Raw genomic sequence first — 26,031 nt, forward strand, 5'->3', positions numbered from 1 at the left:
AAAATTGTATAATAAATAACAGAGCGGTCGACTACTCAATAATAAATTTACAAAGGATATTAAAACTATGAAACACATTTTCAAAAAGATCGCAGCAACAATCTCCGCTGCAGCTATGTGCGCTGCTCCTATGGCAAACGCACTCTCTGCAAACGCAGCAGCAAGCGCTAATGCACGCTATACATTCAGACAGGTATACTGGGCAGACGGCTCAGCTAACGTAAAGAGATTTGAATTCTCTTTCGCAGTAAGAAAGTATCACGATTCTGTACCTTTCTATAATCTTATCGGCAATCAGGCAACTATCGCAGGCGGCGGCAGCGCTGGCGATTCATATTACAGCTGTGGAGGCACTGTAACTGCAAAGACACGTCTCAGCGGTCCTTTCCTCTCAGTATCAGCTTATTCCGAGAATCCTGCTGATTACGCTGACAGCTTCGGTACCTGCCGTGCATACAAGGCAAACGGACAGCAGTCATACAACAGCATCTACTATTCAAACAATTGCAATCCTGACTATCTTGACTGCGCTGCTTTCCTCGTAGGCGACCTTAACGGAGACCTTATCATCGACGGATATGATTATTCTATCCTCGATTATGCTGTAAACCAGTTTGGTATCAGCTCTTATGGTTACAACTCTGTATTAAGCATCTGGGGCAACACAGTTAAGAAGTACCAGATGGATATCGACAATGACGGTGATGTTGATACCAGTGACGTAGCTCTCCACCTCAAGTATATCAGCAACCAGATCACAAGATTTGACAAGTAATCACTGAATAATATTATTGCACATACAAAAAGGCTCCCCTCGGGGAGCCTTTCTTAATTATATCAGCCTTACTTTGTCTGTGATACCAGAAGCTTTCTCAGCTCCACCTCGTCATAAACGTCAACGTTCCCGTCGCCGTTGAAGTCGAACTGCATTGCTATCTCCTCGGAGGCGAAGGGCTCACTTCCAAGAAGCATTTTCCTCAGCCTTACCAGCTGTGCTACCTTATATACCTTTTCGGGCTTGGTGCCGTCGGGCTCGGTACCGCCGATGAGCTTGCCGTCAGCGTATACACACACGTTCTCACAGCGCTGTGCGAACTCAACGCCGCTGACGATATTATCGTAGTCCTCGCCCTCCTTGGTAAGGTCGATCATGCCCTTTTTGCTCCAGTCGTTGGAGGAGTCCCAGTTCTCGCCGAAGTAGTTTCCGATGATGAGCTGATACTTCTTGTTGGAGTTGGCAATGGCGTATTCCGGCCATGCGATCTCGATATAGTAGATGTCGTCCTTGTACTGCTTTGGCTGTGACAGCACTGCCGACTTGCCTGTTACCTCGGTCTCCACCTGGTCATAGGTCTTCTGTAGCACGAAGCTTCCGGGGATCTCCTTTTTCTCAAACTCCTCAATACTGAAATAGTAGCGTATGGAGATATCCTCATGTGGCTCAAGAGAGTCTGTCTTCACGAAGAAGGTCAGCTTTGTAACGCCTGCGCCTGTCTTTTCTGGAGCGTCTGAGCAGTAGCCTGCCACGTAGAAATCGTCTCCCGAGAAAAGCTGTGTATCGTCAGCCTTCTCTGCGGGCGGGAAGTTTTCCTCGGGCTTCATGGTGCCGTCGTTCTTATAGAGGTACATACCTGCGGCAGCGCCCACAACTGCGGCGTTATAGTCGATAGTTACCTCGTTGTAGATCCAGTCCTTGGTGAGATCAACGTGCTCGTCCTTGGCGTCGGGACCGCCTGCCAGAGCGCCGTAGAGAACGTGCTTCTGGGGAGCTGGATCCTCAGCCATGGTAAGTCCCGAAGCCGCACGGTGGTGGGGATATTTTACGGAGTTTTCGCCGTAGCCAACTATGTAGCTCCTGCCGAGAGGATTATCGCCGATGATGTATTCCATCTGACCGATAGCCCAGTCCGTAAAGGCGTAGTCGGGATTTTTCTCGTTATACTTGTCCTTGCCCTTGTTGTACTTATCATATACCAGAGCGGTGAACTGCACGGCAGTGTTGTATCTTGCGCTTCCCCACTTGTCAAGGTAGAGATAGCCTCCGGGAGAGATCTCGCCCTTCTTGCCTGATGTCACCTCGTTGAGAGCCTTTGCCTGCATCTTCCAGAAGTCCAGCACCTCGTACTGGTTATAGCCTCTTGCGTCACGGGTCTCGGCGCAGACCTCGGGGTAGATGTCCTGTATCCTGCCGAATACCAGTCCCACGCCGTTCCACATATCGTTCCAGCAGAGAACGTATCCGGGAGGTGCATAGTAGTCTATATATTTCTCGCAGGCAGCAAGGTAATCGTGATCCTTGGTTATAAGGTAGAGCCAGCCTGCGGCGAAGCAGAAGTCATCCTCCCACTTGCTTGAGGTGTAGAAGCTGGCAGGTCCGTCGCCGCCTGCTCCCACCTTTTTCTCGTTCTTGTTTGCAAAGTCAAAGAGTGCCTTGGAGTAGTCAAGGCATTTCTCGGCATACTCGGGGTCTGTCTCCTTGAAGTTGAGATAATTTATTGCCAGAGCCGCTGCACTTTCCGAAACATCGTCGGTGGTAGGCAGGGACGATGTGGCGAAGAATGCAGGACGTCCCATTGCGTCTATCTCCGGAGACTGCCAGTACTCATGATCAACGGCTCCGTCGCCCACCTGATAGCAGAAGGCTATGACGTCACCATTATCGTCGCGGAAGGTGCTCCGCATGAAGTAGTCGCAGAAATGGCGGCATATGGTCTCAACGTGTTCAGCCTGGTCGGTCTCCTCATAAGCCTGTCGGAACTCATAGTAGCCCCAGGACACAACAGAAGCGGCGTAAGCCTCGGGAAGTCCGAACTTAACGTGGTCGCCCGCGTCGTGGAAGCCGCCCGAAACGTCGATATATCCGTCACCATCGGGATCCAGTATATCTTTGTACTTCTCCATGAAGCTCTCGGACATATTCACGCCCGTATGGTTATCGTCAATGGGGTGCATTGGCACCTTCGAGTCATAAACATGGCAATTGCCCCTCCAGCTGAACCTGCTCTTGCCTGTGACATCTGTACCGCACATATTGGCGTCATAGAAGTGGAGAGTGTACTGGAGCACCTTCGCCCAGTTGTTGTCGGTCTCCTCATAGTCCACCTTATAGGGAGTCGCCGCAGCATCTGCCGTAAATGCGCAGGGCACCGCCGAAAGCGCCGTGACCGCAGCCGCTGCCAGCACCGATAGTTTTTTTGCTATTCTCATTAGTATCATTCCTTTCACAGGATATTTGTCTGTAATTACATTTTACTCCATATCTTCTCCCCTGTCAATTCAATACTTGCGGTATTTCCAGCTCATTCAGCCCAGCCGAGGCTTGACAGTCAGCGGCATATAGTTTATAATTAATGTATACTCAATAACAAATCACGGAGGTGCTTCGTGGGAAATAAAAGTCTTAAAGAAGGGCTAAAGCACGCCGATTTCATCATAATCGACCTGCTGTGCCTCCAGCTTTGCTTCATAGTAAGCTACTGGCTGCACCTGCCCTTTGAAAATCCGTACGGTACCGAAGCATTTCAGTATCAGGCGGTAATACTCACCACCAGCCAGCTTCTGGTAATAGTCTTCACCAACAACTACAGGGGCATACTGCGGCGCGGCAGGCTTGATGAGCTATGGGCGGTAATTAAATACATAGCCCAGGTAATGATACTCGCCCTCATCTACCTCTTTGCAGTAAAGCACTCCACCACTGCTTCACGACTCCAGCTGGGTCTTACGTCCGTCACCTATACTGCTGCGGACTATGTTTTCCGACAACTGGGCAAGCTGAGGGTATTCAACTCCAGCAAATACCGGCAGAACCGCCGCTCGGTGGTGCTGATAACCTCTGGGAGCATAGCTGAGCCCACCCTGTCCGCTCTCATGAGCGACCCACGCCACAGCAGCTTCTTCATCTCGGGAGTAATAGTCACCGACAGGAAATGCAACAGCGGTGAAAAAATAGGAGATATTCCCGTATACGCCCTGGACAGCGAGACCATTTCCCGCCTCAGCCACGGCTGGGTGGACGAGGTGTTCCTGCTCCAATCCGAGGATATGACCTTCCCTTCAGAGCTGATGAACAGCCTGTTCAGAATGGGAATAACCGTAAACTACTCCATAACGCCCATTACCGACGGCAGATGGAACATCACGGAAATGAGAAGCCTGGGTCCATACAGAGTGCTGTCAAGCAGTGTATCCGCAGCTCCCGCAGGAAAGCTGGCGGTGAAGCGCCTTGCGGATATTGTGGGAGGACTTCTGGGCTGCATTATCACCCTGATAGTTTTCATTTTCCTTGCTCCGATAATATATCTGAAGTCTCCGGGGCCCATTTTCTTCAAACAGAAGCGTGTGGGACAGAACGGCAAACCCTTCGTCATGTATAAGTTCCGCAGTATGTATATGGACGCAGAAAAGCGCAAGCAGGAGCTCCTTGAAAAAAATAGGATCGGCAGCGGCATGATGTTCAAGATGGACGACGACCCCCGTATCATCGGCAGCGAGAAAAAGGACAAAAACGGCAGGCCAAAGGGTATCGGCAACTTTATCCGCCGTCACTCCATAGATGAACTGCCCCAGTTCTTCAATGTCCTCATCGGCAACATGAGCCTTGTGGGCACAAGACCGCCTACTCCGGACGAATGGGAAAAATACGGTCTCGGTCACAGGATAAGAATGAGCATAAAACCCGGTCTTACGGGGCTCTGGCAGGTCAGCGGCAGAAGTCGTATCACCGATTTTGAGGAGGTAGTAAGGCTTGACCGCGATTATATCGAAAACTGGAGCCTGCTCCTTGATGCAAAGATTATTTTCAAGACCATAGCCGTAGTTTTCAAGGCAAGCGGCGCAGAATAACGCATAATCAATAAGTCTGCCCCTGAACGTTTTATAGCGCTCAGGGGCTTTGCTTTTATTCAACTACACAGATAAATCATAATTTAGCATTATGTAGGGGACGGCGTCCTCGACGTCCCACAAAATTCGTATTATAGTGGCGACTATCATCCGCTCAACCAGGGGACGCCTTCTCTTACAAGGCGTCCCCTCTCCAAAAACAGTCCACCGGACTGTTTTTGGATTCACCCCTTGCGAGGCGCCTGACGTAATAAGGGGCTCTGCCCCTTGAACCCCGCAAGGGCTGTCTGCCCTTGACCTGACCAGAGGCGCTGCCTCTGGACTCCGCCAAAGGAACACAGTCCCTTTGGAATCCCATTCATAGTTGCCGCAAGGTATTACGATAAATTATGATTTATCTCATTGCCCTGCAAAAAGCCGCCGCCCCGTTCACTGATGATACAGCAAACGGGGCGGTGCTTATATAAGGATATTAAGAAGTGAGAAGTTTTCGGTATCTGATAAGGTCGAACACATCGGCAGTGCCGTCCTCGTTCACGTCGGCGACTCTGTGCTGCTCCGTGGAGAAGGTTATGCTGCCCTGTATGTACCTTGTGGTGAGGACAAGGTCCGCCACGTTGAGCCTGCCGTTGAAGTCCACATCGCCTATTACCCTGCTTTCGGGTATTGCGACTGCGATACGGTCAATGGAGGGACCGTAGCCCCTGTCATTGTAGAGCCTGATAGTGTTCTTTCCCGCCTTCAGCTCAGCCTCAAGATTCACGGCTCTTATGCCCGACCAGTCGTTTTTGTTGGCATAGAGGTCGTTGAGGGTAGTGACATAGCTGCCGTTTATATCCACTTTAAGACTGCGGCGCTCACCTGAGACATAGTATATCCTGACCGTGTACTTCCCTGCCTTGTCCACGGTCACGTCGTTGAAGGTAACAGCGCTCTGACCGTCGCCGCCCACATAGCCCACATAGGCGTCGTTGGAGCAGTATTTGCCCTGCTTGCCTGCGGTTATGGAAGCCTTGCCCGAGAGCACTGCGTTCTCCGCCTCATAGCTCCTGTAGTTGGAGTAGGGAGTGGTCAGCTTCATAGCGCCCTTTGTCAGCTTTATGACGAAGCCGCCGTTTTCAAGAAGGCTCCGAGAGATAGTGTCCTCCGCTGTGAGACCGTTGAGCACGGTGACCTCAAGGTCGCTGCCGTCAGCGTTGTCCGCGAAGATATATGCGTTGTAGGTGCCGCTGTCTATCAGGTCGGAAAGGTGTATATCCACCTTCCTTGCCGCCAGTGTGGAGGCACCGATGTACCAGTCGCTGCCGTTGCGTCTTGCGGTGACATTGAACTGCATGGGATAGCCGTCCAGCACCTTCATATCGTCCCATACTACGGGAACGTCATTGAGCAGGGGCAGTGCCGATGAGCCCTCATAGGTGTAGACCGACTGGGCGAAATGCTGTATGCCCGATTCTATGGTGACAACGTCCGCAAGGGCAAAGCCTGCCGTTGCCTTTATGCCGTATATGGGTATGCCTGTGGGAGTGAAGTCCGCTGAGCCTGCCACGCATCTTGTAAAGGTATAGGATACGCGGTTTGCAAGGGAGGGGCTCTCGAACCACTTGTAGTATTCGCTGCCGTTTATGGCTTCAAAGGAGATGACATTGGGGTAGGTGCGGCTTTCTCCGCGGGGGATAGTACAGCCGTGGAAGAGCACCATGAGGTGATTGTCCGCAGCTATCTTCGCGCACATATTCATCTGCTTCATGGTCTGCTGGGTATCGCTCTCGTAGTAATCCACCTTGACGCCCTTGACTCCCAGACCGCTTACACGTTTGAATTCACGGGAGATAGTCTCCTCGTCCAGCAGCGAATAATACGGGTAGGCAGGGTGACCTGCGCTGTCCTTATAGCCCGAATGTCCCGTATTGTTAACGCCGTACCAGAGGTAGATGCCAATGCCCTTTTCGGCGCCGTAGTCGCAGAGCTCCTTCACCTTCTCCTCGCTGCCGTCCCAGAGTGCCCAGCCGAAGTCCAGACACACGAAGTCCCAGCCGTTTTCGGCAGCAAAGTCGATGTAGTCCTTCTGAGTGTGGTACTCTATGGGTGAGTCGCCGCCGCTGCTCCACCAGGACCAGGCGGTCTTGCCGGGCTTTATCCAGCTTGTGTCCTCTATGACAGAGGGGGGATTGAGGTTGAGTATCAGGTCGCTGGACGCCATTCTGTCAAGGGAGTCCCCTATGACCACGGCTCGCCAGGGTGTGTGGAATGCCTGCTTCATGGTTATGGACTCCACCTTGACGCCGCTCTTGAACCGCAGATCATGGTAATTGCCCACGAACTGCAAAGCGCCTGCACAGTAGGGCTCATCCTCGTTGAAGACTCCTGCTTCCGTGACCGTTACCCAGTATTTGTCATTGATAACGCCTGTATAGGGGCAGGAGTAGGTGGAAGCGGTCTCGTTGGGTCTCTCCTTCGGGAGCTCCACCATGTCCCATTCGTAGGTGGCGTTGGGCCAGTTGCCCCAGAATTTGCTGTTGTCAGGGAAGATGACCTGGCTCGCCTCCTCCTTTATAGTTGCTCCGCCGCCGTAAGCATAGCGGAAGCCGATACCGTCATCGTATATGCGGAAAATGACGTCAAGCTTGTCGCTGCCCTTTTTCATGGGGAAGGTGAGCTCGGTGCAGCGGTCGCGGAGCTGACGATGCTTGCCGTAGGGCATGGAGTATCTGTCGTCCACCTCCTTGCGGACAGCCGCAGAGGGCTGCACGGTAACACCGCCTGTGAAGCTGACCGATGAAAAAGCAATTCCAAGGGCAGAGGGCTCGATTATGGCAACACCTGAGCTGTTCTCCACGGAGTAGTAGTAAGTGCTTCCGTCAGTCCAGAACTTGACGGTCAGGTCTCCCTCGGGAGAAGCAGTCTGAAGCTCGGGAACGCTGGTGACCTTTTTGCCGTTCACCGAGAATGAGGTCTCTGTCACGGGGAGGACTTCTCCCTCCTCTATGGTGTTCTTCTCGAAGGTGTAGAGGAACTCCGCATCATCTGGAAGTGAGCCTATCTCGGAGCCGCTGAGTGGACGTGTGTAGAAGGCAACATCGTCAAAGCAGGCGGCGATGTCATCGTCATTGTAGAGGGAGCGTCCCAGGGAATTATACACATAGGAGCTGAGCACCTTCTCCGAGAAAAGGCTGTTCAGGGTGGCGCTGACGGTGTCCGCTGTGTAGGAAAGCTTCTGCCCGTCTATGTAGTAGTCCGCACCCGTGGGAGAGCATACCAGCACAAGGTCATGCCACTTGTCCGTGTCGGGCTTTGCCGAAAGGTCGTAAATAGCGCGGTGCTTCTTGTCGTTTTCCGTATCCATGCCGCTGCCTGCGAAGATACTCGCGCGGAAGGCGGTCTTGTCCTTCACATCTATGGATATGTCGGGAGATGAATAGGAGGACGAGTTTCCCGACGCAAAGGGTACGGGCGAAAACTGGAAAAGCCTTGAATAATTGGAAGCCTCCTCCTTCAGCATGAACTTCATCGCCAGAGTGAAGCCGTTTCCGCAGCCATTCTCAAACAGCGGCGGCAGCTGGAGCCAGCCTCCTCCGTTGCTGCTGCCCTTCAGATACAGAACATCTGAGCCCAGACTGCTGTCGGAAACTATAACTGCGTCGCTGCCCTTGAGGACGGCGTGGGCGGAGTTCCTGCCCTGACTGACCGCGTGGAGCTCGGTGTAGGTGCCCGTATCGGCAGCTGAGACCCTTGGCGGCAGACCGCCGAGACCTGTCATAAGTGCCGACAGGCAGACCGCCGAGATCTTTTTTATCCTGTCATTTTTCATAGTATGTGACCTTCTTTCTCTTCCGAAGTGTGAGAGGACACTTCGGTTTATCCATTATCATAGCTATTTTAATTATAGTCCCATTCATTGTGAAAAACAACCCAAATTTCAACAAATAAGTGGATTTTTCACGGATATTATCGCTAAATATCGAACTTGGAAACTGCCATGTAAAGTCCGCAGTATTAATATTTTTATTTTTAATGCTTTGAAGTCATTATATTGCTATCCCTTTTGACTGCGAAAAAAATATCCGCGCTCCACATAAAGTGAAACACGGATATTTCTACTATCATTTATAGTATCTCAGTTCTTTTTGGCGAAATACTTAAAGAACAGGGAATCCTGATACTCGCCGAAGAAGTTCCTTCTTGCGCCGTCTTCGTAAAGATCGATCTCCGGATTATCTATTACGGTATCGGGATTTTCGCAGTGTTCGGCAGTCCTTCTTACAGAACGTCCTATCTCATGATATGCTGTTATTCCGCCCACCAGCAAAAGGGCAATGATAATGAGGTTTGCCCTCTTATCGCCTGATACCTTATTCTTTTCTATCGAATCGGTGACCATCACAAACAGCACCACAAGGGACGGTATGGACGTCCTCATTACAAAGTCCACATGATAGCCGAATGAGATCATGGGAACTATAAGGAGAGTTGCCAGTGTGACCCAGTAAAGCGGCTCCCGCTTGTGGGTCTTGTATATGGCAAAATAATAGACCAGAAACTCCAGCAGTATGAATATGAGATAGGTCATTCTCAGCCTTTCCATATCTGTTTTGCGGAAGCCTACAGTACCCGAGGTATTAGCCTTAAAGAACAGATACGATACCAGCGCCATGGGAACTCCCGTAAAGACATTCTGGAAGGTAAATGCCTCCTTGCATAAGCCTTGCAGGTTCTCCTTGAAGGGCTTCTTCTTATCATAGGTCTTTACTATCCTTGTTATGCCTATACAGCAGAGTACGGGCAGCATTCCTATGGCAGGGAGCGAGCAGGCTAAAAAGCTGAAGGAATAAATGAAGATAACAGAGCGGTTGTCCTTCTGACAAAGCAGTAGCGCCGTTATTATCCAAGCAGGTATAGCCTGATTGTACACCCAGAAAAGCTGAGTGCAGAACGAGGACATCTGGAAGCCGTATGCCCAGTTTTCGATGTGATTGACGTCAAGCCAGATATGATCGGCTGAATTATGAAGGATAAAGTATCCGACAGCGTCCAGTCCGCTGAAGAAGATAAAGGCTATCAGAAGCCAGGGAGATATTTTTTTATTGAGTCCCGAGATAAGCATGAACAGCAGGGAAACGCCTGCCACACACCACCAGAACAGAAAGGTCTGAGCTGCTGCCATACCGAACATCTTGCCTACGCAGGCAGCAGGGAGCCATAATGCAAAATAGTAGATCAGTGCAACGGGTCTGCTGAAGTATTCTCCTGTTTCCGTGATTATCACAGGCCAGTCGTTGGAGACCAGCTTGGCAAGCACGGCATTTCGCCACATATGATCCTGATTCTGATATGAATATCCGCCTATGCCCGATAAATATACCCATGCCGCCGCTATCAGCACCACCATGATGAGCTTAGGGAGCTGCTTCCGCGCAAAGAATGTGACCTCCATGGCAGGAGCGTTCTTCAATGCCTTATAGAGTCCCCCTGACAATAATGCCGTCATTATTATTGCCAGCGGCAGTTTTAGCCAGCCGAACATGAATATGTACATGGGTATCGCAAGATATAAGTATGATAGTCCCACAGGTATCTTAGACCCCGTGCTTTCGCTCAGTGAGATCTTTTTCAGAAATGAGAGCGGAGATCTTGTTTTCGTTTTTGCTTTTGAGTTGCTCATTATTTTTTTCCTTTCTTTATGTCCCAGCTTGTGATTTGTCCCTTATTTATGAGGAATGCCTTTGCGGCAAGCTCAGCCATGGGAAGGTCCGACAGGGAATCGGAGTAAAACTCCCCTATCTTCTCATCAGGAAAAGCTTCCCGAAACCGCATTACCTTTTCCCTGCCCTTGCAGTTGGCTGATAAAAAAGCTCCGCTGCCGGTATCCACATCAGATGCTATGAGTGCTTTTATGCCCAGCCTTTTACATGGGAGCTCCAGCAAAAAACGCGGTGAAGCGGAGATGACTATATCCGTGTCTTCCCTCTTATCCTTATACCATTCCGCCATATACTTCATATGAGAGTCCCAGAACAGTGCAAGCTCCTTCTGAACATCAGGAATATCCTTCAAAAAAGAAAAGAAGCAGGCTTTCAGCTCCTCTGTAGTGCATTTCCCCAGCTTGTGCCTGACAGCTTTTATCAGGAAAGCGGGCAGACGCCTCAGTATCAGCGGGTGCCGCTTCAATTCAAATTTAAAGAAGTCCACAGAGCTGTCCCGCGAGTAGACCGTCCCGTCAAAATCATATACGTTCATGAGGCCGCCTCCCCGAAATATATCTGCCACAGGACAAATAAGGCATAAGCCGCTCCCAGGAGCAGCAGCACCTTGTCCTTCAGTATCATGTCAACGGGATTTCCCTGCTCGTCCTTTTCCAGAGTATAGGTATATCTCATGACCATTACTATTACAAGAGGAGTCGTATATATCATACCGGGAAGCGCTCCCTTGTCAACGCTCCAGAGGGCGTAGAATACAAGGAAAATGCCTAAATACATATACATACTGCTGTTTAAGTATGTATCGCTGTAATGGGTAAGGACAGAGCGGGTGTTATCGCCGCAGTGCAGCTTTTCATTGCGTCTTTTTCCGAAAGCCATAAACAGCGAAAGCGCCATAAGCGTCAGATACAGCCACTTCGATATTCTTATATCCGTTATGAATGAACCGTACAGCATACGCAGTACAAATCCCGATACCAGTATGACTATGTCCACAACAGGGTGGTTTTTAAGCTTTATGCTGTAAAGTATATTCAGTACAAAATACAGCACCGGTATGGCTGCCCCTATACTTATGCCGCATAGCAGCAGATCAAGTATCATTGCCGCGGCACAGCATATCCCTGTCAGTACAGCCCCCTCTGTTTTGGAGACTGCTCCGCTTGCAAGCGGTCTTTTGCATTTTTCGGGATGATTTCTGTCCTTTTCAATATCACATATATCATTGATAACATATATAGCCGATGAACATAACGAAAACGTCAGAAATCCGACTATTGTCCTGCATAATACGGGCAGCTCAAGTATCGCGCCTCCGTAGAACGCAGGGATAAATATAATAATGCTTTTCAGCCAATGACTGACACGCAGAAGCTGAAAATAGCTTTTGACCTTGCTAAACATCAAGAACCTTCCGATCATTTACAGTATCGCCTTATATAGACTTTTACTCTGATTTTACGTCACGCGAGACACCTCGCCTTATAATAGTATACATCAAAGCAGGCGAAGTGTCAACATGAATGCAGAAGCCCACAGCACCTGCTCTGATACCTGCGTTCTCACATTAAAAGTACACTTGTTCAGAAACAAAAATACTCCCGGAAAATCGGGAGTTTTTCCTTTCAGTACCGGATCGTTCTGCCATTATCTGTTACGATACGGATAAGACTTCACGCGAAATGTGTATGTGCTGCGATCCGGATACCGCTTCATGCGCGAAAAAAATTCGCGTCCCAGCTATACTGAGACGCGAATATGCCTGCGGGGGCTCCCCGCTGTGTATGTGTTACAATTTAGATGCCGCTTCATACAAAAAAATTCGCGTTCCACTAAAAGTGAAACGCGAACTGTGCTTGTGTCACGATTTAGATACCGCTTCATGCGCGGAAAAAAATTCGCGCCCCAGTTATACTGAGACGCGAATATGCCTGCGGGGGCTCCCCGCTGGAGCTGATGATCGGACTTGAACCGACGACCTACGCCTTACCAAGGCGTTGCGCTACCGACTGTGCCACATCAGCAACCGACAAATAATATTATACAGCAACGGGAAGTAAAAGTCAATAGGAAGATATATTATTTTTTATGTTAACCAAATTTTTCTGAAATTTTTTTTCAAAAAAAGCTTGACAAGCACGTTCATATCTGATATAATATTAAAGCAGTCACGAAACACTGCAATGCGAGTGTGCTGGAATAGGCAGACAGGCACGTTTGAGGGGCGTGTGTCGACAGACGTATGGGTTCAAGTCCCATTACTCGCACCACGAAGCGTTTACCGCAAGGTAAGCGCTTCTTTTCTTTTGTCAGCAGATAAAAAAATAATATTATACCGAGCCAAAAAGCTCCCCAAAACCATGAACGCAGGTTTCGGGGAGCTTTTTATCGCTTATTCAAATTCGTATTCGCCGTCGTAGTTCTTCTTGAACTCCTCGAAGATCTCGCCGAGAAGCTTGTCATCGTCAACGGAGACAAAATCGTCCTCATCGGGGGTCTCGCCGGGGATTATCTCAAGGATGACCACCTCGTCGTCCTCATCGTCCCAGGGCAGAAGCACACCGTAGAGATGCTCTTTATACTCAACTGTGCCGATTATCTCAAATGAGACCTCGTTGCCGTCATCGTCCGTAAGGGTGATGTAGTTCTCTATTTCCTCTTCGTTTTCAAGCTCATCGAGCTCTTTATCGTTCATATCGCTCATAGCTGCACCTCCGCAAAAATTGTATATCTCATTTTACCACATAAGCCTTGAAATTGCAATACCCTATCGCTCCATGACCACAAGAACGGTCTTTATACCGTATTGGCGGAATATCTCAATGCAATCCCTGTCGATGACCTCGCCGCTGACCGCTATGGGCACCGCAGGCGGACAGGGCACCTTCACCGAGGCACATATCCTGCCCTCTGCCTCCTCCACAGTTATCTCCTCCGAAGCAGAGAAGGCGGCTTCGCGGATGGTGCAAGCCATCCGCGGGAGCTTCACGTTGAGACTTCGGCTGCTCTTTTCCCGGGAAGAAGCTCCCGCCACCGCGCCCTCCAGCGCGGTGCGAAGCCGCCGTAAGTCGCCGATGTCACCAGAAGGAGCCAGAAGCAGTATAAGGAGTTCATCGTCGGCGTATTCACACTCCACGCCGCTGCTGCGAAGAAGGTCTGCCAGTTCTGTGCCGCAAAAGCCGCTCTCGGCAGCTCTCACTGTAATGTGGAAGGGGTCTCCCTCCGCAAAGAGGAGCCTTCCCGCGAAGCTGCCTTTCAGCTCCGCTATCTCAGGCAGAGCCGCCGCTATGTCACTGCGGATATTCTCAGCGATATAGCGATTGCACAGGTCCAGGGAAGCCATTATAAGATAGGACGGACTGGTGGAGCCGAACAGACTCATTGCCTGCTTCAGCAGCGGAGCATACTCCTCACGGGAGGTATGGAGCACAGCCGCTCCCGTAAGAGCAGGCAGCATCTTGTGAAAAGAATCGCAGCACATATCCGCACCCAGAGCTATGGGGTGAATATTTTTCTCAAAAAAGGCAAGATGAGCACCGTGAGCGCCGTCCACTATGAGCCTTGCACCGTGTCGGCGGCAGACCTCCGCAAGTCCTGCAATATCCGCAAGTCTGCCCGTGTAATCGGGAGAGGTGACGTAAAAGCAGGCTGGCTTATCCGAAGCCGCAAGAGCCTCCTCCACATCGGACAGGGCAAGCTCCCCCGACAGGATACCGCCGCTGTAGCGAGGGAGCACCCAATCCACATCAAGTCCCAGCAGTGCAGCAGCATTGAGGAAAGCGCGGTGAACGTTCCTTGCAGCGATAATACGCCTCCCCTCCATCTTCATAATGGCGAGCATAGCCTGTATACAAAGAGTGGAGCCGCCTGCGGAAAAAGCCGAGGCTGCGCTGCCGTAGAGAGCGGCAGTATTTCTCTCGCTTTGGGCGATGATGCCCTCAGCCTCAAAGAGACTGTCCGCCCCTGCAATTTCGGTAATATCCAGCCTGAAAAGCTCAGAAAGTCTTTCGTCGGGAGCCTTCCCCTTGTGTCCCGGCATATGTGCGCGGAGACCGTTTTTCTCCGCATAATCAACAAGAAAGTCATAAACAGGAGTTTCCATAAAAGCACCTCAAATATAGTACTGCAAGAATCTGAACAGCTTCAGCCTTGCACGGGACATGACTGCGCAGACCGCCTGAGAAGACACTCCAAGCTTTTTTCCGATAGCAACAGTATCCATGTCCTTGAAATAGTATAGCATAATTATCTCTTTTTGTCTCGGGGTAAGCTCATTATTAATAATTTTTAACATCACACGGCGTACCCTTGACCCGTCCTCGTCGTCATCGAGACCGAGGATAAGTCTTATGCTTCTGTCGGCTTCGCCTGTGAATGAGTCTGAGTAGGTATCACGTTTTGCCACAGCCTTATCCCCTCCTGTACGAGGTAAGGTGTGCGATGACCTGCTGGAGCTCCCCATGCTCCTCATAGAGCAGGCGTATGCGCCTGTCAAGGTCAAGCTCCTGAGCCCTGCGGCTGTCTCCGCATTGGAGAAGCTTTCTGCGAAGCTGTGAGAGCTCGGTGATACGCTGTCTGACCAGCGCGCGGCTGTGAGTGTAGTTGCTGATAAGTTCTGTCATGAAAATTGCCCCCTTAAAAATGAAATAAAGAAGCACGAAGCAGCTAAGGCTGCACCCTTGCGCTTTCACGCCGCAAGCGGAAACGGCGTCAGAAATAACGCAGGCAATGTTAAGATAGCTTTGCGAACTATTGTTCTATTCCTTGTAATCATATTATAGAACATCTGTTCTGATTTGTCAAGAGGGTACTCAAAATTATTTTTCGTCCGACAAAATACGACAAGTGACAACAGTCACTTTTTTAGTTATATCCGTCATCTTGTCAGCTGCCGCTGTCCTTGATATAATATAGTAAAAAGGAGGGATTCCATGAAAAGAACATTCTTACTCATCACCGCCGCAGCTCTCACACTCGGACTATTCTCCTGCGGCAGTCCGCACACCACAAAAAACAGCAAGCCTGTACTCAACGACTGGCAGAAAGAAGTTCTTGCGGCAGAGGGGCTTCCCACGGAAGCCGACCAGCTGACAGACGCTCAACTCCGCTCAATTCAGCGCATCTACGAGATGATAACCTACCTTAACGAAAAGTACAATGAGGAGTTTATCTATGCGGGATACCTTGAGCCTGCGGCAAATCAGACGGAAACGCTGTATGCTTACCCGCGCTTATTAGGCAATGATTACGGCAGAAACACCGTTACAGTCAAGGCAACAAAGGACGGTTTTACCGACGATTACAGTGAAAGGTCGATAGTTGACTATGCAGAGGAAATGGCAAACGACTTTATGAAGGATTATTTTGATTCGGATCAGGTCATTGCATTTTTCAAAGTCAACGCCTGCAATATTAAGAAAAATGAGGTGGTAGATGGGGATTTCCAGTGGAAACTTGGCGTTTCTGACATTATATTTGTAAATGAAGACATTTGCAATGCAGATCAGGTGGAAGAATTTGCTGTTAATTATGCAAAATGGCTTTATGAGCATAAATTAAGTGGAGATCATAGAATAAACATTTTGCAACAATACGATGTTACTAAAATAACATATGGTGAAATAGCTGATTTATATAATACTGATAATTATAAAGGATATTATGATTTCCTTTTTGACTCTCTCAAGAAGAATGTATTACAAAGCGAGCATTTAAAAGGTAAAAGAACTCAAAATGATTATTCAATAGATGAATTTTTTTCTATGTATGTTAAGTAAAAGGAGTAGTAAATATGATATTAAACGGAGAATATGTTGATAAACTGACAGATGAAGAATTATGCATGATTGAACAATTGACCTATCTCGATGAAATGGTTGCTGAAAAAGCATAAGAAAAAGGCGGACATTGTCCGCCTTTAGTCTTACTTGTTAATTCCTGCTGTTACCTCGTCGTACTCCGCTGTTATCTCCTTTTCAGGAGCCTTTGTGACGAGAGATACGATGATTATTGCAGCCAGTGCGCATACGAATGCGGGAAGAAGCTCATATATGGCAAGTACGCCGCCCATGGGAGCTATTGCGAACTTCCATACGAATACCATTACCGCACCGACAATGAGTCCTGCCATAGCGCCCCACTTGTTGGAACGCTTCCAGAAAAGAGCTGTCAGCATAACGGGTCCGAATGTAGCGCCGAAGCCTGCCCACGCGAATGAAACTACTCTGAATACGGAGCTGTCAGCGTCCCATGCAAGGGCTACGCCGAGAACCGCGATAACGAGAAGAACTATTCTTGCAGTGAGCATTGACACCTTGTCGCTCATCTTCACATTGAATACGCCCTTGAGTATGTTCTCCGACATCGAGGAGGAAGCTGCAAGGAGCTGTGAGTCAGAGGTGGACATGGTGCAGGCGAGGATACCTGCGAATACCAGACCTGCGATGACGGCAAGTCCTGCGTGGTGCTCGCTCATGTACTGTGCGATCTTGATTATTACCTTCTCGGAGTTGCTTCCGTCGAGAGCCTCAAGCTTGCCGCTCTTGCTGAGTGCGTTGCCGATAAATCCGATGAAGATAGCGATAGCCATTGAGATAACTACCCATACGGAAGCTATCCTTCTGGAGGTCTTTATCTTGTTCTTGTCCTTGATAGCCATAAAGCGGAGGAGGATATGAGGCATACCGAAGTATCCGAGTCCCCACGCAAGGAGAGAAGCTATGGTCAGTGCGTTATACTTGTCAGCGCCGCCTGTCTCCACATTGTGGATATGGCTCAGTGAGAAGTAGCCCTTTATGGACTCAGCATTGTCGATGACATTGTCGAAGCCCCCTGCGGAGTTGATACCGAAGATGACGATACTGATAAGTGCCACAGTCATAACGATACTCTGGATAAGGTCAGTGGTACTTGCTGCAAGGAAGCCGCCTGTGCAGGTGTAGGAAATGATGATTATCGCGCTGACTATCATAGCAATGTGATAGTCCCAGCCAAAGAGGGAGCTGAAAAGCTTTCCGCAGGCTGAGAAGCCCGAAGCGGTATAGGGCACGAAGAAGATGAGGATTATAAGCGCGGAAACGCCCATGAGTATCTTGCTCTTGTCCTTATAGCGCTGAGAGAAGAAATCGGGGATTGTGATAGCGCCGCAGTGCTGGCTGTAAACTCTCAGCCTTTTTGCGACGATGAGCCAGTTGAGGTATGTACCGACGGCAAGACCGATAGCGGTCCAGCCTGCCTCAGCTCCGCCTGTGAGGTAAGCGACTCCGGGGAGACCCATGAGGAGCCAGCTGCTCATATCGGAAGCCTCTGCGCTCATGGCAGTTACCAGCGGTCCCAGCTTACGTCCGCCCAGGTAGAAGTCCCCGACGTTTTCGTTTTTTCTTGAAAAGCCGATACCCACCAGTACCATACCCACAAGGTAGGCGATTATCGTTCCAAGAATGATGATGTCTGTTGTGTTCATGACTTACTCCTTTTTGTAGATTTTTGGGGTAATAGCTAACTTTTATTATAGAACAATTTCAGAGCTTAGTCAATATGGGGAAGCTGTTTTTGTGCTTATTTTCCGTCTTTTCGGAGCCCTCCCACGTCATAACTCACAAAAAAAGCCGTCCCGATTTGTGCACCGTGACAGGTTTTGGAAGTTGAGAGTTCAGAGTTTAGAGTTGACAGTTGAGGTGTCGCCTTCGGCGACAGGATCTGAATAATATAAGTGAAGCGAACACTTTAACTCTCAACTCTCCACTTTCAACTCTCAACTAAATCAAAAAGCCCCGAAGCGCTTTAAACGCTTCAGGGCAGATTTTCTATATAGACACAGCGTCAGGGCTGCTCAGCCGACTCAGGCTCATCGGGAGCCTCCACGGGCGTATCGGTCTCAACAGGCATAACATCTGTGACTACCTGCTGTGAAGCCTCGTCATCGTAGACTATATTCTCGGGCACGGGCTCCTCCACAACAGGAGCTGCTGCCGCCAAGTCCTCACGGATACCGTCCGAACAGGAGCTGAGCTTGCTCATAGCGATAATACCCGAGCAGGTAACGTCATCGCCGCTGCCCTTCTTGGTCATTGCGGGAAGGAACTCGCCCAGCTGACGGACGCCCTCCTCCATGCCGTTTTCCACCATAGTCAGAGCCAGTCCGCGGAAGAAGCCGAAGAGCTGCTCCTCGTTCCAGTAGGAATTCTCAACGCCGTCTGTGCAGAGAAATACCGCCGCAGGCAGCATTCCCTTATTAAGGTAGAAGAACCTTGCGGAGAGAGCCGCATCGTCCTGACACATTGATGTGGTAACGTTCTCGTAGCACCGCGGGTCCTCGGGTATGGGAGCGGTAACGTTGCTGTCACCGTCGATGACAACACACTTGCCGTCGCCTATCTGAGCGCCGAAGGCATAGTCCTCGGTAACAGCCGCAAACAGCAGAGTTGTGCCGTATGCGCTTATATAGTCGCCCTGTGCGTATCTTTCGCGGTAATGGGCGAATTTATCGGGGATACGGTCCAGCTCCTCCTCGGTGAAGGGCTCGTCCGCAAAATCCTTTTCTGTCCTTTCGTGCCATCTTGCAATGATGCTTCGCCAGAGCTGATTAAAAAGCGGCTGACGCTGACGCTCATCTGCAAGCACCTCCGCAGCGTCCTCAAGGCTGTCCAGGAACTCCGCCACGCACTCCGCAGCGCACTCCACCGCGAATTTCGAGCCTCTCTCCGTGCGCAGATAGCAGGGACTTCCGTGACCGTCCGCCGCTGCCGCGAAGGAGTAGCTCTCGTGATCCTCGCAGAGAGAGCTGTCCTGACATACTATATCCCTGCTGAGATGCGAAGCGCCGACGCGCGTCTGAGCAAAGGAAGTTAATTTCTCCATAGGCTCACCTTACCAGTCCGCTTCGTCCCAGTCAGCAGTATTGGCGTCGCTGAGAGCGTCATTTGTCTGGGTCTGAACGTCCTCTGCAAGCTTCTTTGAGATCTCAACGGGGTCTGTATCGCTGTCAACAGTGCTTGAATGACTTGCGAACACGCTGGTGATAACGCTTGCCTTTTCTATCATAAGTCTCAGCTGATCCTTGTTCTTTACGTCCAGAACGGTCTCGGAGCTTCCCGAGAAGCGCGCCAGAACGTCCTTGTCGCAGTCGTCGCCTATAGCGAATGCGATCTTGATGGAACGCTTGAACCAGTTATTCTTCTTGAGGGCGTCAAGTCCGCTCTCCCAGTTATCCGTGGGACCACCGTCACTGAAAAGGAGTATTACAGGCGGATATGCGCCTGCCGCGGTCTGAAGGAATTCATTTCGTGAGAGCTTCTTGTCCAGCTCCTTGCAGGCAGCGCCTAAGTCGGTAACGCCGCAGGCTTCAAAGGTCTTGAAGCGGTAGCCCTCGGGAGAAACAGGCTCGGGTGTGACCCATGAAGCTCCTGTGGAGAACTCCAGAACGGCTATTTTTATCTCGGCGTCATCGCTCTCGTCGCTTATCTCCTGCAATGTCTGCATTACCTCCTCAAGAGCTGACTCCACCTGTCCTATCTTGCTGCCCTGCATACTTCCGGAAGTGTCGATGACATAGAAAAGTGTCATGACCTTTCTGACAGCAGGTGCGTAATCGTCTAAACCCGGCATGATTTTATCCTCCGTTCATTTATTGTTGCGGCAGAAGCTGCGCAGGGCTGTATTTCCCCGTGAGCGCCGCCTTATTGTGATCAGTATAATCACATACATTATACCACGAATACAAGCGGCGGTCAAGTACCAAATGTTCACATAAATTTAACATTTACAGTGGTGACATATCCGATCATATAATGTATAATAAAATCACAGAGATATGATCGGAGGGAACTTGCCGTTTTTCGGCTCATTATGGAAAAAAGAGAGATCAAACGCTATATTTTCATCGCATTCCTGGCTATCGCTGTATGCGTCATAAGCCAGAATTTTGCAGTGTTCGTAAATTTCCTGTCAGTAGTGCTGGGAGCCCTCAAGCCACTTGTCATGGGGCTGATGATAGCATATATCTTCAATATCATCATGAACTTCTTCGAGAAGCATTACTTTCCCAAAAGCAGCTCAAAGCTGGTGACAAAGTCAAGGCGCCCTGTGTGTCTGGCAGCTTCATTCGCAATAACCATCGCCGTGATCATACTGATAATGTATATAGTCGTCCCCGAGATAGCCTCGGCATTCGGGGTGCTGTATGACGAGATACCGCCTGCCTTCACCAAGTCCAAGGACTTCATCCTCGGGAAGCTCAAGGAGTACCCCGAGATACAGGAGCAGATAAGCACGGTGGAATTTGACTGGGCAAATATCGCGGAGAAGGCTTCAAAGCTGCTCACTTCGGGAGTCGCGGGAATACTCAGCTCCGCCGTGGGCATAATAGGAGGGCTGACCTCTGCGGTCACAAACCTTGTTCTGGGACTTATCTTCGCTGTATACCTTCTTCTCAGGAAGGATAAGCTCATAAAGGACAGCAGCCGCCTGAGACGGCTGTGGTTCAGCGATGATACCAACAGAAAGCTGGGCAGAGTGCTCAAAACTGCCAACGAGACCTTCCAGAGCTTCTTCATCGGACAGTTCGTAGAGGCGATAATCCTGGGAACTCTCTGCTTCATCGGCATGAAGGTTCTGAAGCTCCCCTACGCCGCTATGTCCGGCACTCTTGTGGGAGTCACAGCCTTTATCCCCATTGTCGGAGCCTTCCTTGGCGCAGGCATAAGCGCATTCATAATCCTCACCGAGAGCCCCATGCAGGCACTTATATTCGTGATCTTCCTGCTGATACTCCAGCAGTTCGAGGGCAATATCATCTACCCCAAGGTAGTTGGCGGCACCGTCGGTCTGCCGAGCATATGGACCCTTGCTGCTGTAACAGTGGGCGGCGGTCTCTTCGGAGTCCTCGGCATGATACTGGGCGTGCCCCTGGCGGCTACACTGTATAAGCTGGCATTCGTAAAGCTGGAGGAAAAGGAAGCGGAGCTTGGCATATCACCTCCCGATGAGGAAGAAAAAAAGCCGAAGCCTTCAAAAAAGTCAAAGAAGCCTGCAAAAGAAGCCGCTAAGAAAAAGTAATATTCAGACGTCCTCAGATCATTAGCCGGGTACGTCAGCAAAATCTGTCAAATGCACAAATAAGCCAAACAAGTTCATATTTTTTTGATACTCACCGTTCAAGCAGCTGCCGAAAAACTTCAAAATACCGTAGAAGTTATTCGGCAGTTTTTTCACCTCGGACAGACTTTGTAATCTGATAAAACGAAAACGGGCTTTTTTCCGTTGCCCGCGGTTAATACGGAGATTGACAAAAATTAAACAATGTGGTAATATTACCTTAGACAATAAAATCAAAGGAGTAATGTGTTATGATCAATACATGGCCAAAGGAATGGGACGGCTTCAAAGAAGGCCGCTGGAGCACCACTTCCGTAAACGTTAGAGACTTCATCAAGAAGAATTACACTCCTTATGAAGGCGATGAAAGCTTCCTCGCAGGCCCCACGGAAGCTACAAAACAGCTCTGGGATCAGGTCATGGATCTCACCCGTCAGGAAAGAGAAGCAGGCGGAGTCCTGGATATGGACACCAAGATCGTTTCTACAATTACATCCCACGGTGCAGGCTATCTCAATAAGGATCTTGAGCAGATCGTAGGCCTCCAGACAGACAAGCCCTTCAAGCGTTCTCTCCAGCCCTTCGGCGGTATCAGAATGGCTCAGCAGGCTTGCAAGGAGTACGGCTACGAGGTAGACCCCGAGGTAGTCGAGATCTTCACCAAGTACAGAAAAACTCACAATCAGGGCGTTTTCGACGCCTATACCCCCGAGATGCGACTGGCTCGCCACTCGGCTATACTCACAGGTCTCCCTGACGCCTACGGCAGAGGACGTATCATCGGCGACTACCGCCGTGTGGCTCTCTACGGCGTTGACCTCCTTATCGAGGACAAGAAGCACCAGATCGAGACCTCACTCGTCAGAATGACTTCAAAGAATATCCGTCTCCGCGAGGAGCTCGCAGAGCAGGTAAGAGCTCTCCAGGAGCTTAAAAAGCTGGGCGAGATATACGGCTATGATATCTCAAGACCTGCCGCAAACGCCAAGGAAGCCGTTCAGTGGCTCTACTTCGGCTATCTTGCTGCCGTAAAGGAGCAGAACGGTGCGGCTATGTCACTGGGAAGGACTTCCACATTCCTGGACATCTTTATCCAGCGTGACCTTGACCGCGGCGTACTCACCGAGGAGCAGGCTCAGGAGCTCATCGACCACTTCATCATGAAGCTCCGTATCGTCAAGTTCGCCCGTACTCCCGAGTACAATTCACTGTTCTCGGGCGACCCCACATGGATCACAGAGTCCATCGGCGGCGTAAGCGTTGACGGTAATCATATGGTAACAAAGAACAGCTTCCGTTACCTCCATACTCTTGAAAATCTGGGAACTGCTCCCGAGCCCAACATGACCATTCTCTGGTCCACAAAACTCCCGAGAAAGTTCAAGGAATACTGTGCAAAGATTTCCATCAGAACATCGTCCATCCAGTACGAGAACGACGATATGATGCGTGTTATCCACGGTGATGACTACGCTATCGCCTGCTGCGTATCTTCAATGGTAGTGGGCAAGGAAATGCAGTTCTTCGGCGCACGAGCAAACCTTGCAAAGTGCCTGCTCTACGCTATAAACGGCGGTGTGGACGAGCGCCTCGGACTTCAGGTAGGCCCCAAGTACAGACCCGTTGACGGCGAATACCTCGACTTCGACGATGTATGGGAGAAGTACATGGATATGATGGAGTGGCTGGCAGGTCTCTATGTCAACACCCTCAACGTTATCCACTATATGCACGATAAGTACAGCTATGAGAGACTCCAGATGGCTCTCCACGACAGAGATGTAAAGCGCTATTTCGCAACAGGTATCGCAGGTCTCTCAGTTGTTGCAGACTCTCTCTCGGCTATCAAGTACGCCAAGGTAAAGCCGATCCGCAAGGATATTGAAATAAAGGACAAGGCAGGCAATGTAACAGGCGTTGCAAAGAACGTTGTCGTTGATTACGAGATCGAGGGAGACTTCCCCAAGTACGGCAACAACGATGACCGTGTTGACAAGCTGGCTGTCACTGTTGTCCGCAAGTTCATGGACTGCGTAAGAAAGCACCACACCTACCGCGACAGTGTTCCCACAATGTCTATCCTCACTATTACTTCAAATGTTGTATACGGCAAGAAGACAGGCAACACTCCCGACGGCAGAAAGCAGGGCGTTCCGCTGGCTCCCGGCGCTAACCCCATGCACGGCAGAGACACCCACGGCGCTGTTGCCTCACTTTCATCAGTTGCCAAGCTCCCCTTCAGACACGCTCAGGACGGTATCTCCAATACCTTCTCTATTGTCCCCGACGCTCTCGGCAAGGATATGGAGGTGTTTGCAGGAGACCTGGATCTCGACAAGCTCAGAGGAGAGGACAAATGATAACGCCTGATATGCTTGGTAAGACCGACGACCCGTCAGAGCTTGCCGACCTTATCGACCAGCTCATGGAACAGGGCAGCGGTCATGTGAATATAGTCTCGGAGGAAAGCGGCAGCGGTCTCAAGGTGGATACCGTAAAAAGCACCGATGTGTGCGGCACAAAGGGTGCCTGCTGTCAGCCCACCGAGCTTGAACCCGAAGACGACGAATAACAAAGGGACGCCGTTACCGGCGCCCCTCACACATAATGATATAACAGGAGGTCAATTATGGATAATCAGAAACAGGTAGATAACCTTATCGAGCTTCTCGACGGCTACGTTGAAAAAGGCGGTCACCACCTCAACGTGAACGTCTTCACAAGAGAGACTCTCCTTGACGCTCAGGCTCACCCTGAGAAATACCCTCAGCTCACCGTAAGAGTTTCGGGCTATGCAGTAAACTTCGTCAAGCTCACCAAGGAGCAGCAGGACGACGTTATTTCAAGAACCTTCCACTCTGCTCTGTAAATACACACAAAAAGGCTGTACCGCTATGGTACAGCCTCTTTTTATTATTCAAGAGAGCCTCTCTTGCCAAGGAGAAATTCCTGTATTTTCAGGGCATCGCCGCCTGTGAGTCCCTCGGTGGACTTGTCAACGTCTCCGTTTATCTTGCCCTGAGTCTTCAGGTGCTTGGAGTCTGAGCCGTTCTCACCGTATCTGTCGGGATTAGAAAGGACCTGCATAATGAGTATGGCGTCTGCCAGCTCCACCTTGCCGTCGCAGTTGGTGTCACCCTTTTTCAGAGACTCACCCTCAAGAGCAGTGAACTTGATCCTATTTGCCTCGGCATAAGCCTCAGCAGTTGAGCTCTTGTAGCCGACTATCTCCTGTGCGTATAAACAGCTTTTCCCCAGAACACAGTCAGGAGAAAGCACTGTTACCTTTGAAATACTACCAAAAGTAAATGCCCCATCACCTATATGGCTGACATTTGAAGGTATCACCAGCTCTGAAATCTGATTACTGCTGACAAATGCATGATCATCTATCCATTCCAGCTCATCGTTGAGTTCGATCGATGCCAGTTTAGCACACTGAAATGCACCTTCACCTATGATCCTGACATTTTTACCAAGCTTTACGGATTCGATGCTGTCCATATACTTTGAATTCATGCTGAGATTCTTTGCTACCGAGACAACAGGATAGCCGTTGACCTCATCGGGGATCAACAGATCGGTCATATCGCTCCGGATATTATCCAGACAATATCCGCCGTTGTCAACTGTATAGAATAATCCGTCCTTCTCAAAATTATCACGGGGAGTATTCTCGTTATCTATATCACAAAAAGTAAGATGCATTTTCTGTGAGTTATTGACATATTTCTCAGCAGTCGAGCCCTTGTAGCCGATAATACTCGTCATCTTAACGAACCCCTCTCCGAGAACGCAATGAGGGTTTGGGATAGTAACACTCGGGATCCTCTGAGACCTGGAAAAAGCATTGTCACCTATTGTTTTTATAGTCTCAGGGAAAGCAAGAGGAGTTTCTATAAGCGCATTAGTGAATGCGCACTCTCCTACATATTCAAGCACATCATTCAGTTCCAAAGAGGTCAGTTTGCTGCAATCAGTAAACGCATGGTCATTTATGATCCTGACATTTTTTCCGAGCTTTACAGATTCGATGTCGTCCATATGCTTTGAATCCATGCTGAGATCTTCTCTTACCGAGACAACAGGATAACCGTTGACCTCATCGGGGATAACAAGGTCTTTTGTGGAGCTTGCTATCTTCACAAGGGAATAGCCTCCCTCGACAGCCTTAAAGGTCATGCCGTCTACCTCGACCTGTTCTGCTTTTTCCGCAGCTGTAGTGTCTGCGGCTGTGTCCTCTGCGGCAAAGGCAGAGCTGCCCGAGCCATACTGATAGCCTGATGTGCCATAGTTTACCCCGACTATGGCAACTGCCATTACAGCAGCGATGATCCTTTTGAATTTCATAGTTATTCCTCCTTAAAAATACCTATATCTTGTCTTATAA

20 protein-coding genes and 2 tRNA genes are annotated in these 26,031 nt (G+C 49.9%); 8 read left to right on the top strand and 14 right to left on the bottom strand.

Annotated elements, in window-relative coordinates:
• The first annotated feature begins 67 nt into the window (after nucleotides 1–67).
• Nucleotides 68–775 (top strand): hypothetical protein, encoded by a 708-nt coding sequence (locus tag T488_RS0103110; protein WP_028519534.1) that lies wholly within the window; start codon nucleotides 68–70, stop codon nucleotides 773–775.
• 68 nt (nucleotides 776–843) lie between these two features.
• Here the strand turns inward: T488_RS0103110 and T488_RS16835 are convergent, their stop codons facing one another.
• Nucleotides 844–3,207 (bottom strand): glycoside hydrolase family 9 protein, encoded by a 2,364-nt coding sequence (locus T488_RS16835; RefSeq protein WP_037296942.1) that lies wholly within the window; start codon nucleotides 3,205–3,207, stop codon nucleotides 844–846.
• 177 nt (nucleotides 3,208–3,384) lie between these two features.
• Here T488_RS16835 and T488_RS0103120 point away from each other — a divergent pair, with 177 nt between their 5' ends.
• Entirely contained in the window at nucleotides 3,385–4,845 is a 1,461-nt protein-coding gene (locus T488_RS0103120; RefSeq protein ID WP_028519535.1) for a sugar transferase, read from the top strand.
• Between the two features lie 472 nt (nucleotides 4,846–5,317).
• Here T488_RS0103120 and T488_RS0103125 read toward each other — a convergent pair whose 3' ends face one another.
• The 5 genes from T488_RS0103125 to T488_RS0103145 form a co-directional block, all read right to left on the bottom strand.
• Nucleotides 5,318–8,656 (bottom strand): glycoside hydrolase family 97 catalytic domain-containing protein, encoded by a 3,339-nt coding sequence (locus T488_RS0103125; protein ID WP_028519536.1) that lies wholly within the window; start codon nucleotides 8,654–8,656, stop codon nucleotides 5,318–5,320.
• Between the two features lie 306 nt (nucleotides 8,657–8,962).
• A complete protein-coding gene (locus tag T488_RS0103130; protein WP_028519537.1) occupies nucleotides 8,963–10,507 on the bottom strand; it encodes a hypothetical protein in 1,545 nt (514 codons plus the stop codon).
• The gene (locus T488_RS0103135; protein WP_028519538.1) at nucleotides 10,507–11,082 is read right to left on the bottom strand and encodes a haloacid dehalogenase-like hydrolase; all 576 of its coding nucleotides are present in this window, start codon (nucleotides 11,080–11,082) and stop codon (nucleotides 10,507–10,509) included. Before T488_RS0103135 ends, T488_RS0103130 begins: the two co-directional genes overlap by 1 nt.
• Nucleotides 11,079–11,951, bottom strand: coding sequence for a decaprenyl-phosphate phosphoribosyltransferase (locus T488_RS0103140; protein WP_037296945.1), 873 nt, complete (start codon nucleotides 11,949–11,951; stop codon nucleotides 11,079–11,081). The genes T488_RS0103135 and T488_RS0103140 overlap by 4 nt, the downstream gene beginning before the upstream one ends.
• 544 nt (nucleotides 11,952–12,495) lie before the next feature.
• A tRNA-Thr gene (locus T488_RS0103145) sits at nucleotides 12,496–12,571 on the bottom strand.
• 161 nt (nucleotides 12,572–12,732) lie between these two features.
• Between T488_RS0103145 and T488_RS0103150 the strand changes: the two genes are divergently transcribed.
• Nucleotides 12,733–12,817: transfer RNA gene (locus T488_RS0103150), tRNA-Leu, on the top strand.
• 122 nt (nucleotides 12,818–12,939) lie between these two features.
• Here the strand turns inward: T488_RS0103150 and T488_RS0103155 are convergent.
• The 4 genes from T488_RS0103155 to T488_RS0103170 form a co-directional block, all read right to left on the bottom strand.
• Complete coding sequence (locus tag T488_RS0103155; RefSeq protein WP_051536226.1) at nucleotides 12,940–13,251, bottom strand: DUF1292 domain-containing protein; 312 nt, start codon at nucleotides 13,249–13,251, stop codon at nucleotides 12,940–12,942.
• 63 nt (nucleotides 13,252–13,314) lie between these two features.
• A complete protein-coding gene (locus T488_RS0103160; RefSeq protein ID WP_028519541.1) occupies nucleotides 13,315–14,649 on the bottom strand; it encodes an aminotransferase class I/II-fold pyridoxal phosphate-dependent enzyme in 1,335 nt (444 codons plus the stop codon).
• Between the two features lie 9 nt (nucleotides 14,650–14,658).
• Complete coding sequence (locus tag T488_RS0103165) at nucleotides 14,659–14,952, bottom strand: sigma-70 family RNA polymerase sigma factor (RefSeq protein WP_028519542.1); 294 nt, start codon at nucleotides 14,950–14,952, stop codon at nucleotides 14,659–14,661.
• 4 nt (nucleotides 14,953–14,956) lie between these two features.
• Complete coding sequence (locus T488_RS0103170; RefSeq protein ID WP_028519543.1) at nucleotides 14,957–15,169, bottom strand: hypothetical protein; 213 nt, start codon at nucleotides 15,167–15,169, stop codon at nucleotides 14,957–14,959.
• A gap of 309 nt (nucleotides 15,170–15,478) precedes the next feature.
• On the opposite strand from T488_RS0103170, the gene T488_RS0103175 reads away from it, so the two are divergent.
• On the top strand, nucleotides 15,479–16,324 hold the full coding sequence (locus tag T488_RS0103175) for a hypothetical protein (protein WP_028519544.1): 846 nt from the start codon (nucleotides 15,479–15,481) through the stop codon (nucleotides 16,322–16,324).
• 146 nt (nucleotides 16,325–16,470) lie between these two features.
• Here the strand turns inward: T488_RS0103175 and T488_RS0103185 are convergent, their stop codons facing one another.
• The 3 genes from T488_RS0103185 to T488_RS0103195 all read right to left on the bottom strand — a co-directional run bounded on the left by T488_RS0103185 (nucleotide 16,471) and on the right by T488_RS0103195 (nucleotide 20,153).
• On the bottom strand, nucleotides 16,471–18,009 hold the full coding sequence (locus T488_RS0103185; RefSeq protein ID WP_028519545.1) for a sodium/proline symporter: 1,539 nt from the start codon (nucleotides 18,007–18,009) through the stop codon (nucleotides 16,471–16,473).
• A gap of 359 nt (nucleotides 18,010–18,368) precedes the next feature.
• Entirely contained in the window at nucleotides 18,369–19,406 is a 1,038-nt protein-coding gene (locus tag T488_RS0103190) for a PP2C family serine/threonine-protein phosphatase (protein ID WP_028519546.1), read from the bottom strand.
• A 9-nt stretch (nucleotides 19,407–19,415) separates the two neighbouring features.
• Nucleotides 19,416–20,153 carry a vWA domain-containing protein gene (locus T488_RS0103195; protein ID WP_028519547.1) on the bottom strand — a complete coding sequence of 246 codons (738 nt, stop codon included), beginning with the start codon at nucleotides 20,151–20,153 and terminating at the stop codon, nucleotides 19,416–19,418.
• Between the two features lie 240 nt (nucleotides 20,154–20,393).
• Between T488_RS0103195 and T488_RS16840 the strand changes: the two genes are divergently transcribed.
• The 4 genes from T488_RS16840 to grcA3 all read left to right on the top strand — a co-directional run bounded on the left by T488_RS16840 (nucleotide 20,394) and on the right by grcA3 (nucleotide 24,510).
• Nucleotides 20,394–21,602, top strand: a complete 1,209-nt coding sequence (locus tag T488_RS16840) for an AI-2E family transporter (RefSeq protein ID WP_051536228.1) — start codon at nucleotides 20,394–20,396, stop codon at nucleotides 21,600–21,602.
• A gap of 290 nt (nucleotides 21,603–21,892) precedes the next feature.
• Nucleotides 21,893–24,001, top strand: coding sequence for a formate C-acetyltransferase (gene pflB, locus T488_RS0103205; RefSeq protein ID WP_028519548.1), 2,109 nt, complete (start codon nucleotides 21,893–21,895; stop codon nucleotides 23,999–24,001).
• On the top strand, nucleotides 23,998–24,213 hold the full coding sequence (locus tag T488_RS0103210; RefSeq protein WP_028519549.1) for a hypothetical protein: 216 nt from the start codon (nucleotides 23,998–24,000) through the stop codon (nucleotides 24,211–24,213). The genes pflB and T488_RS0103210 overlap by 4 nt, the downstream gene beginning before the upstream one ends.
• Nucleotides 24,214–24,270: 57 nt before the next feature.
• Nucleotides 24,271–24,510 carry an autonomous glycyl radical cofactor GrcA3 gene (gene grcA3 / locus T488_RS0103215; RefSeq protein WP_028519550.1) on the top strand — a complete coding sequence of 80 codons (240 nt, stop codon included), beginning with the start codon at nucleotides 24,271–24,273 and terminating at the stop codon, nucleotides 24,508–24,510.
• Between the two features lie 44 nt (nucleotides 24,511–24,554).
• On the opposite strand, the gene T488_RS0103220 is transcribed toward grcA3, so the two are convergent.
• Entirely contained in the window at nucleotides 24,555–25,991 is a 1,437-nt protein-coding gene (locus T488_RS0103220; RefSeq protein WP_028519551.1) for a leucine-rich repeat protein, read from the bottom strand.
• Nucleotides 25,992–26,031 lie beyond the last annotated feature (40 nt).

The sequence above is a fragment of the Ruminococcus flavefaciens ND2009 genome (assembly GCF_000621785.1).
GTDB classification, from domain to species: Bacteria; Bacillota; Clostridia; order Oscillospirales; family Ruminococcaceae; genus Ruminococcus; species Ruminococcus flavefaciens_C.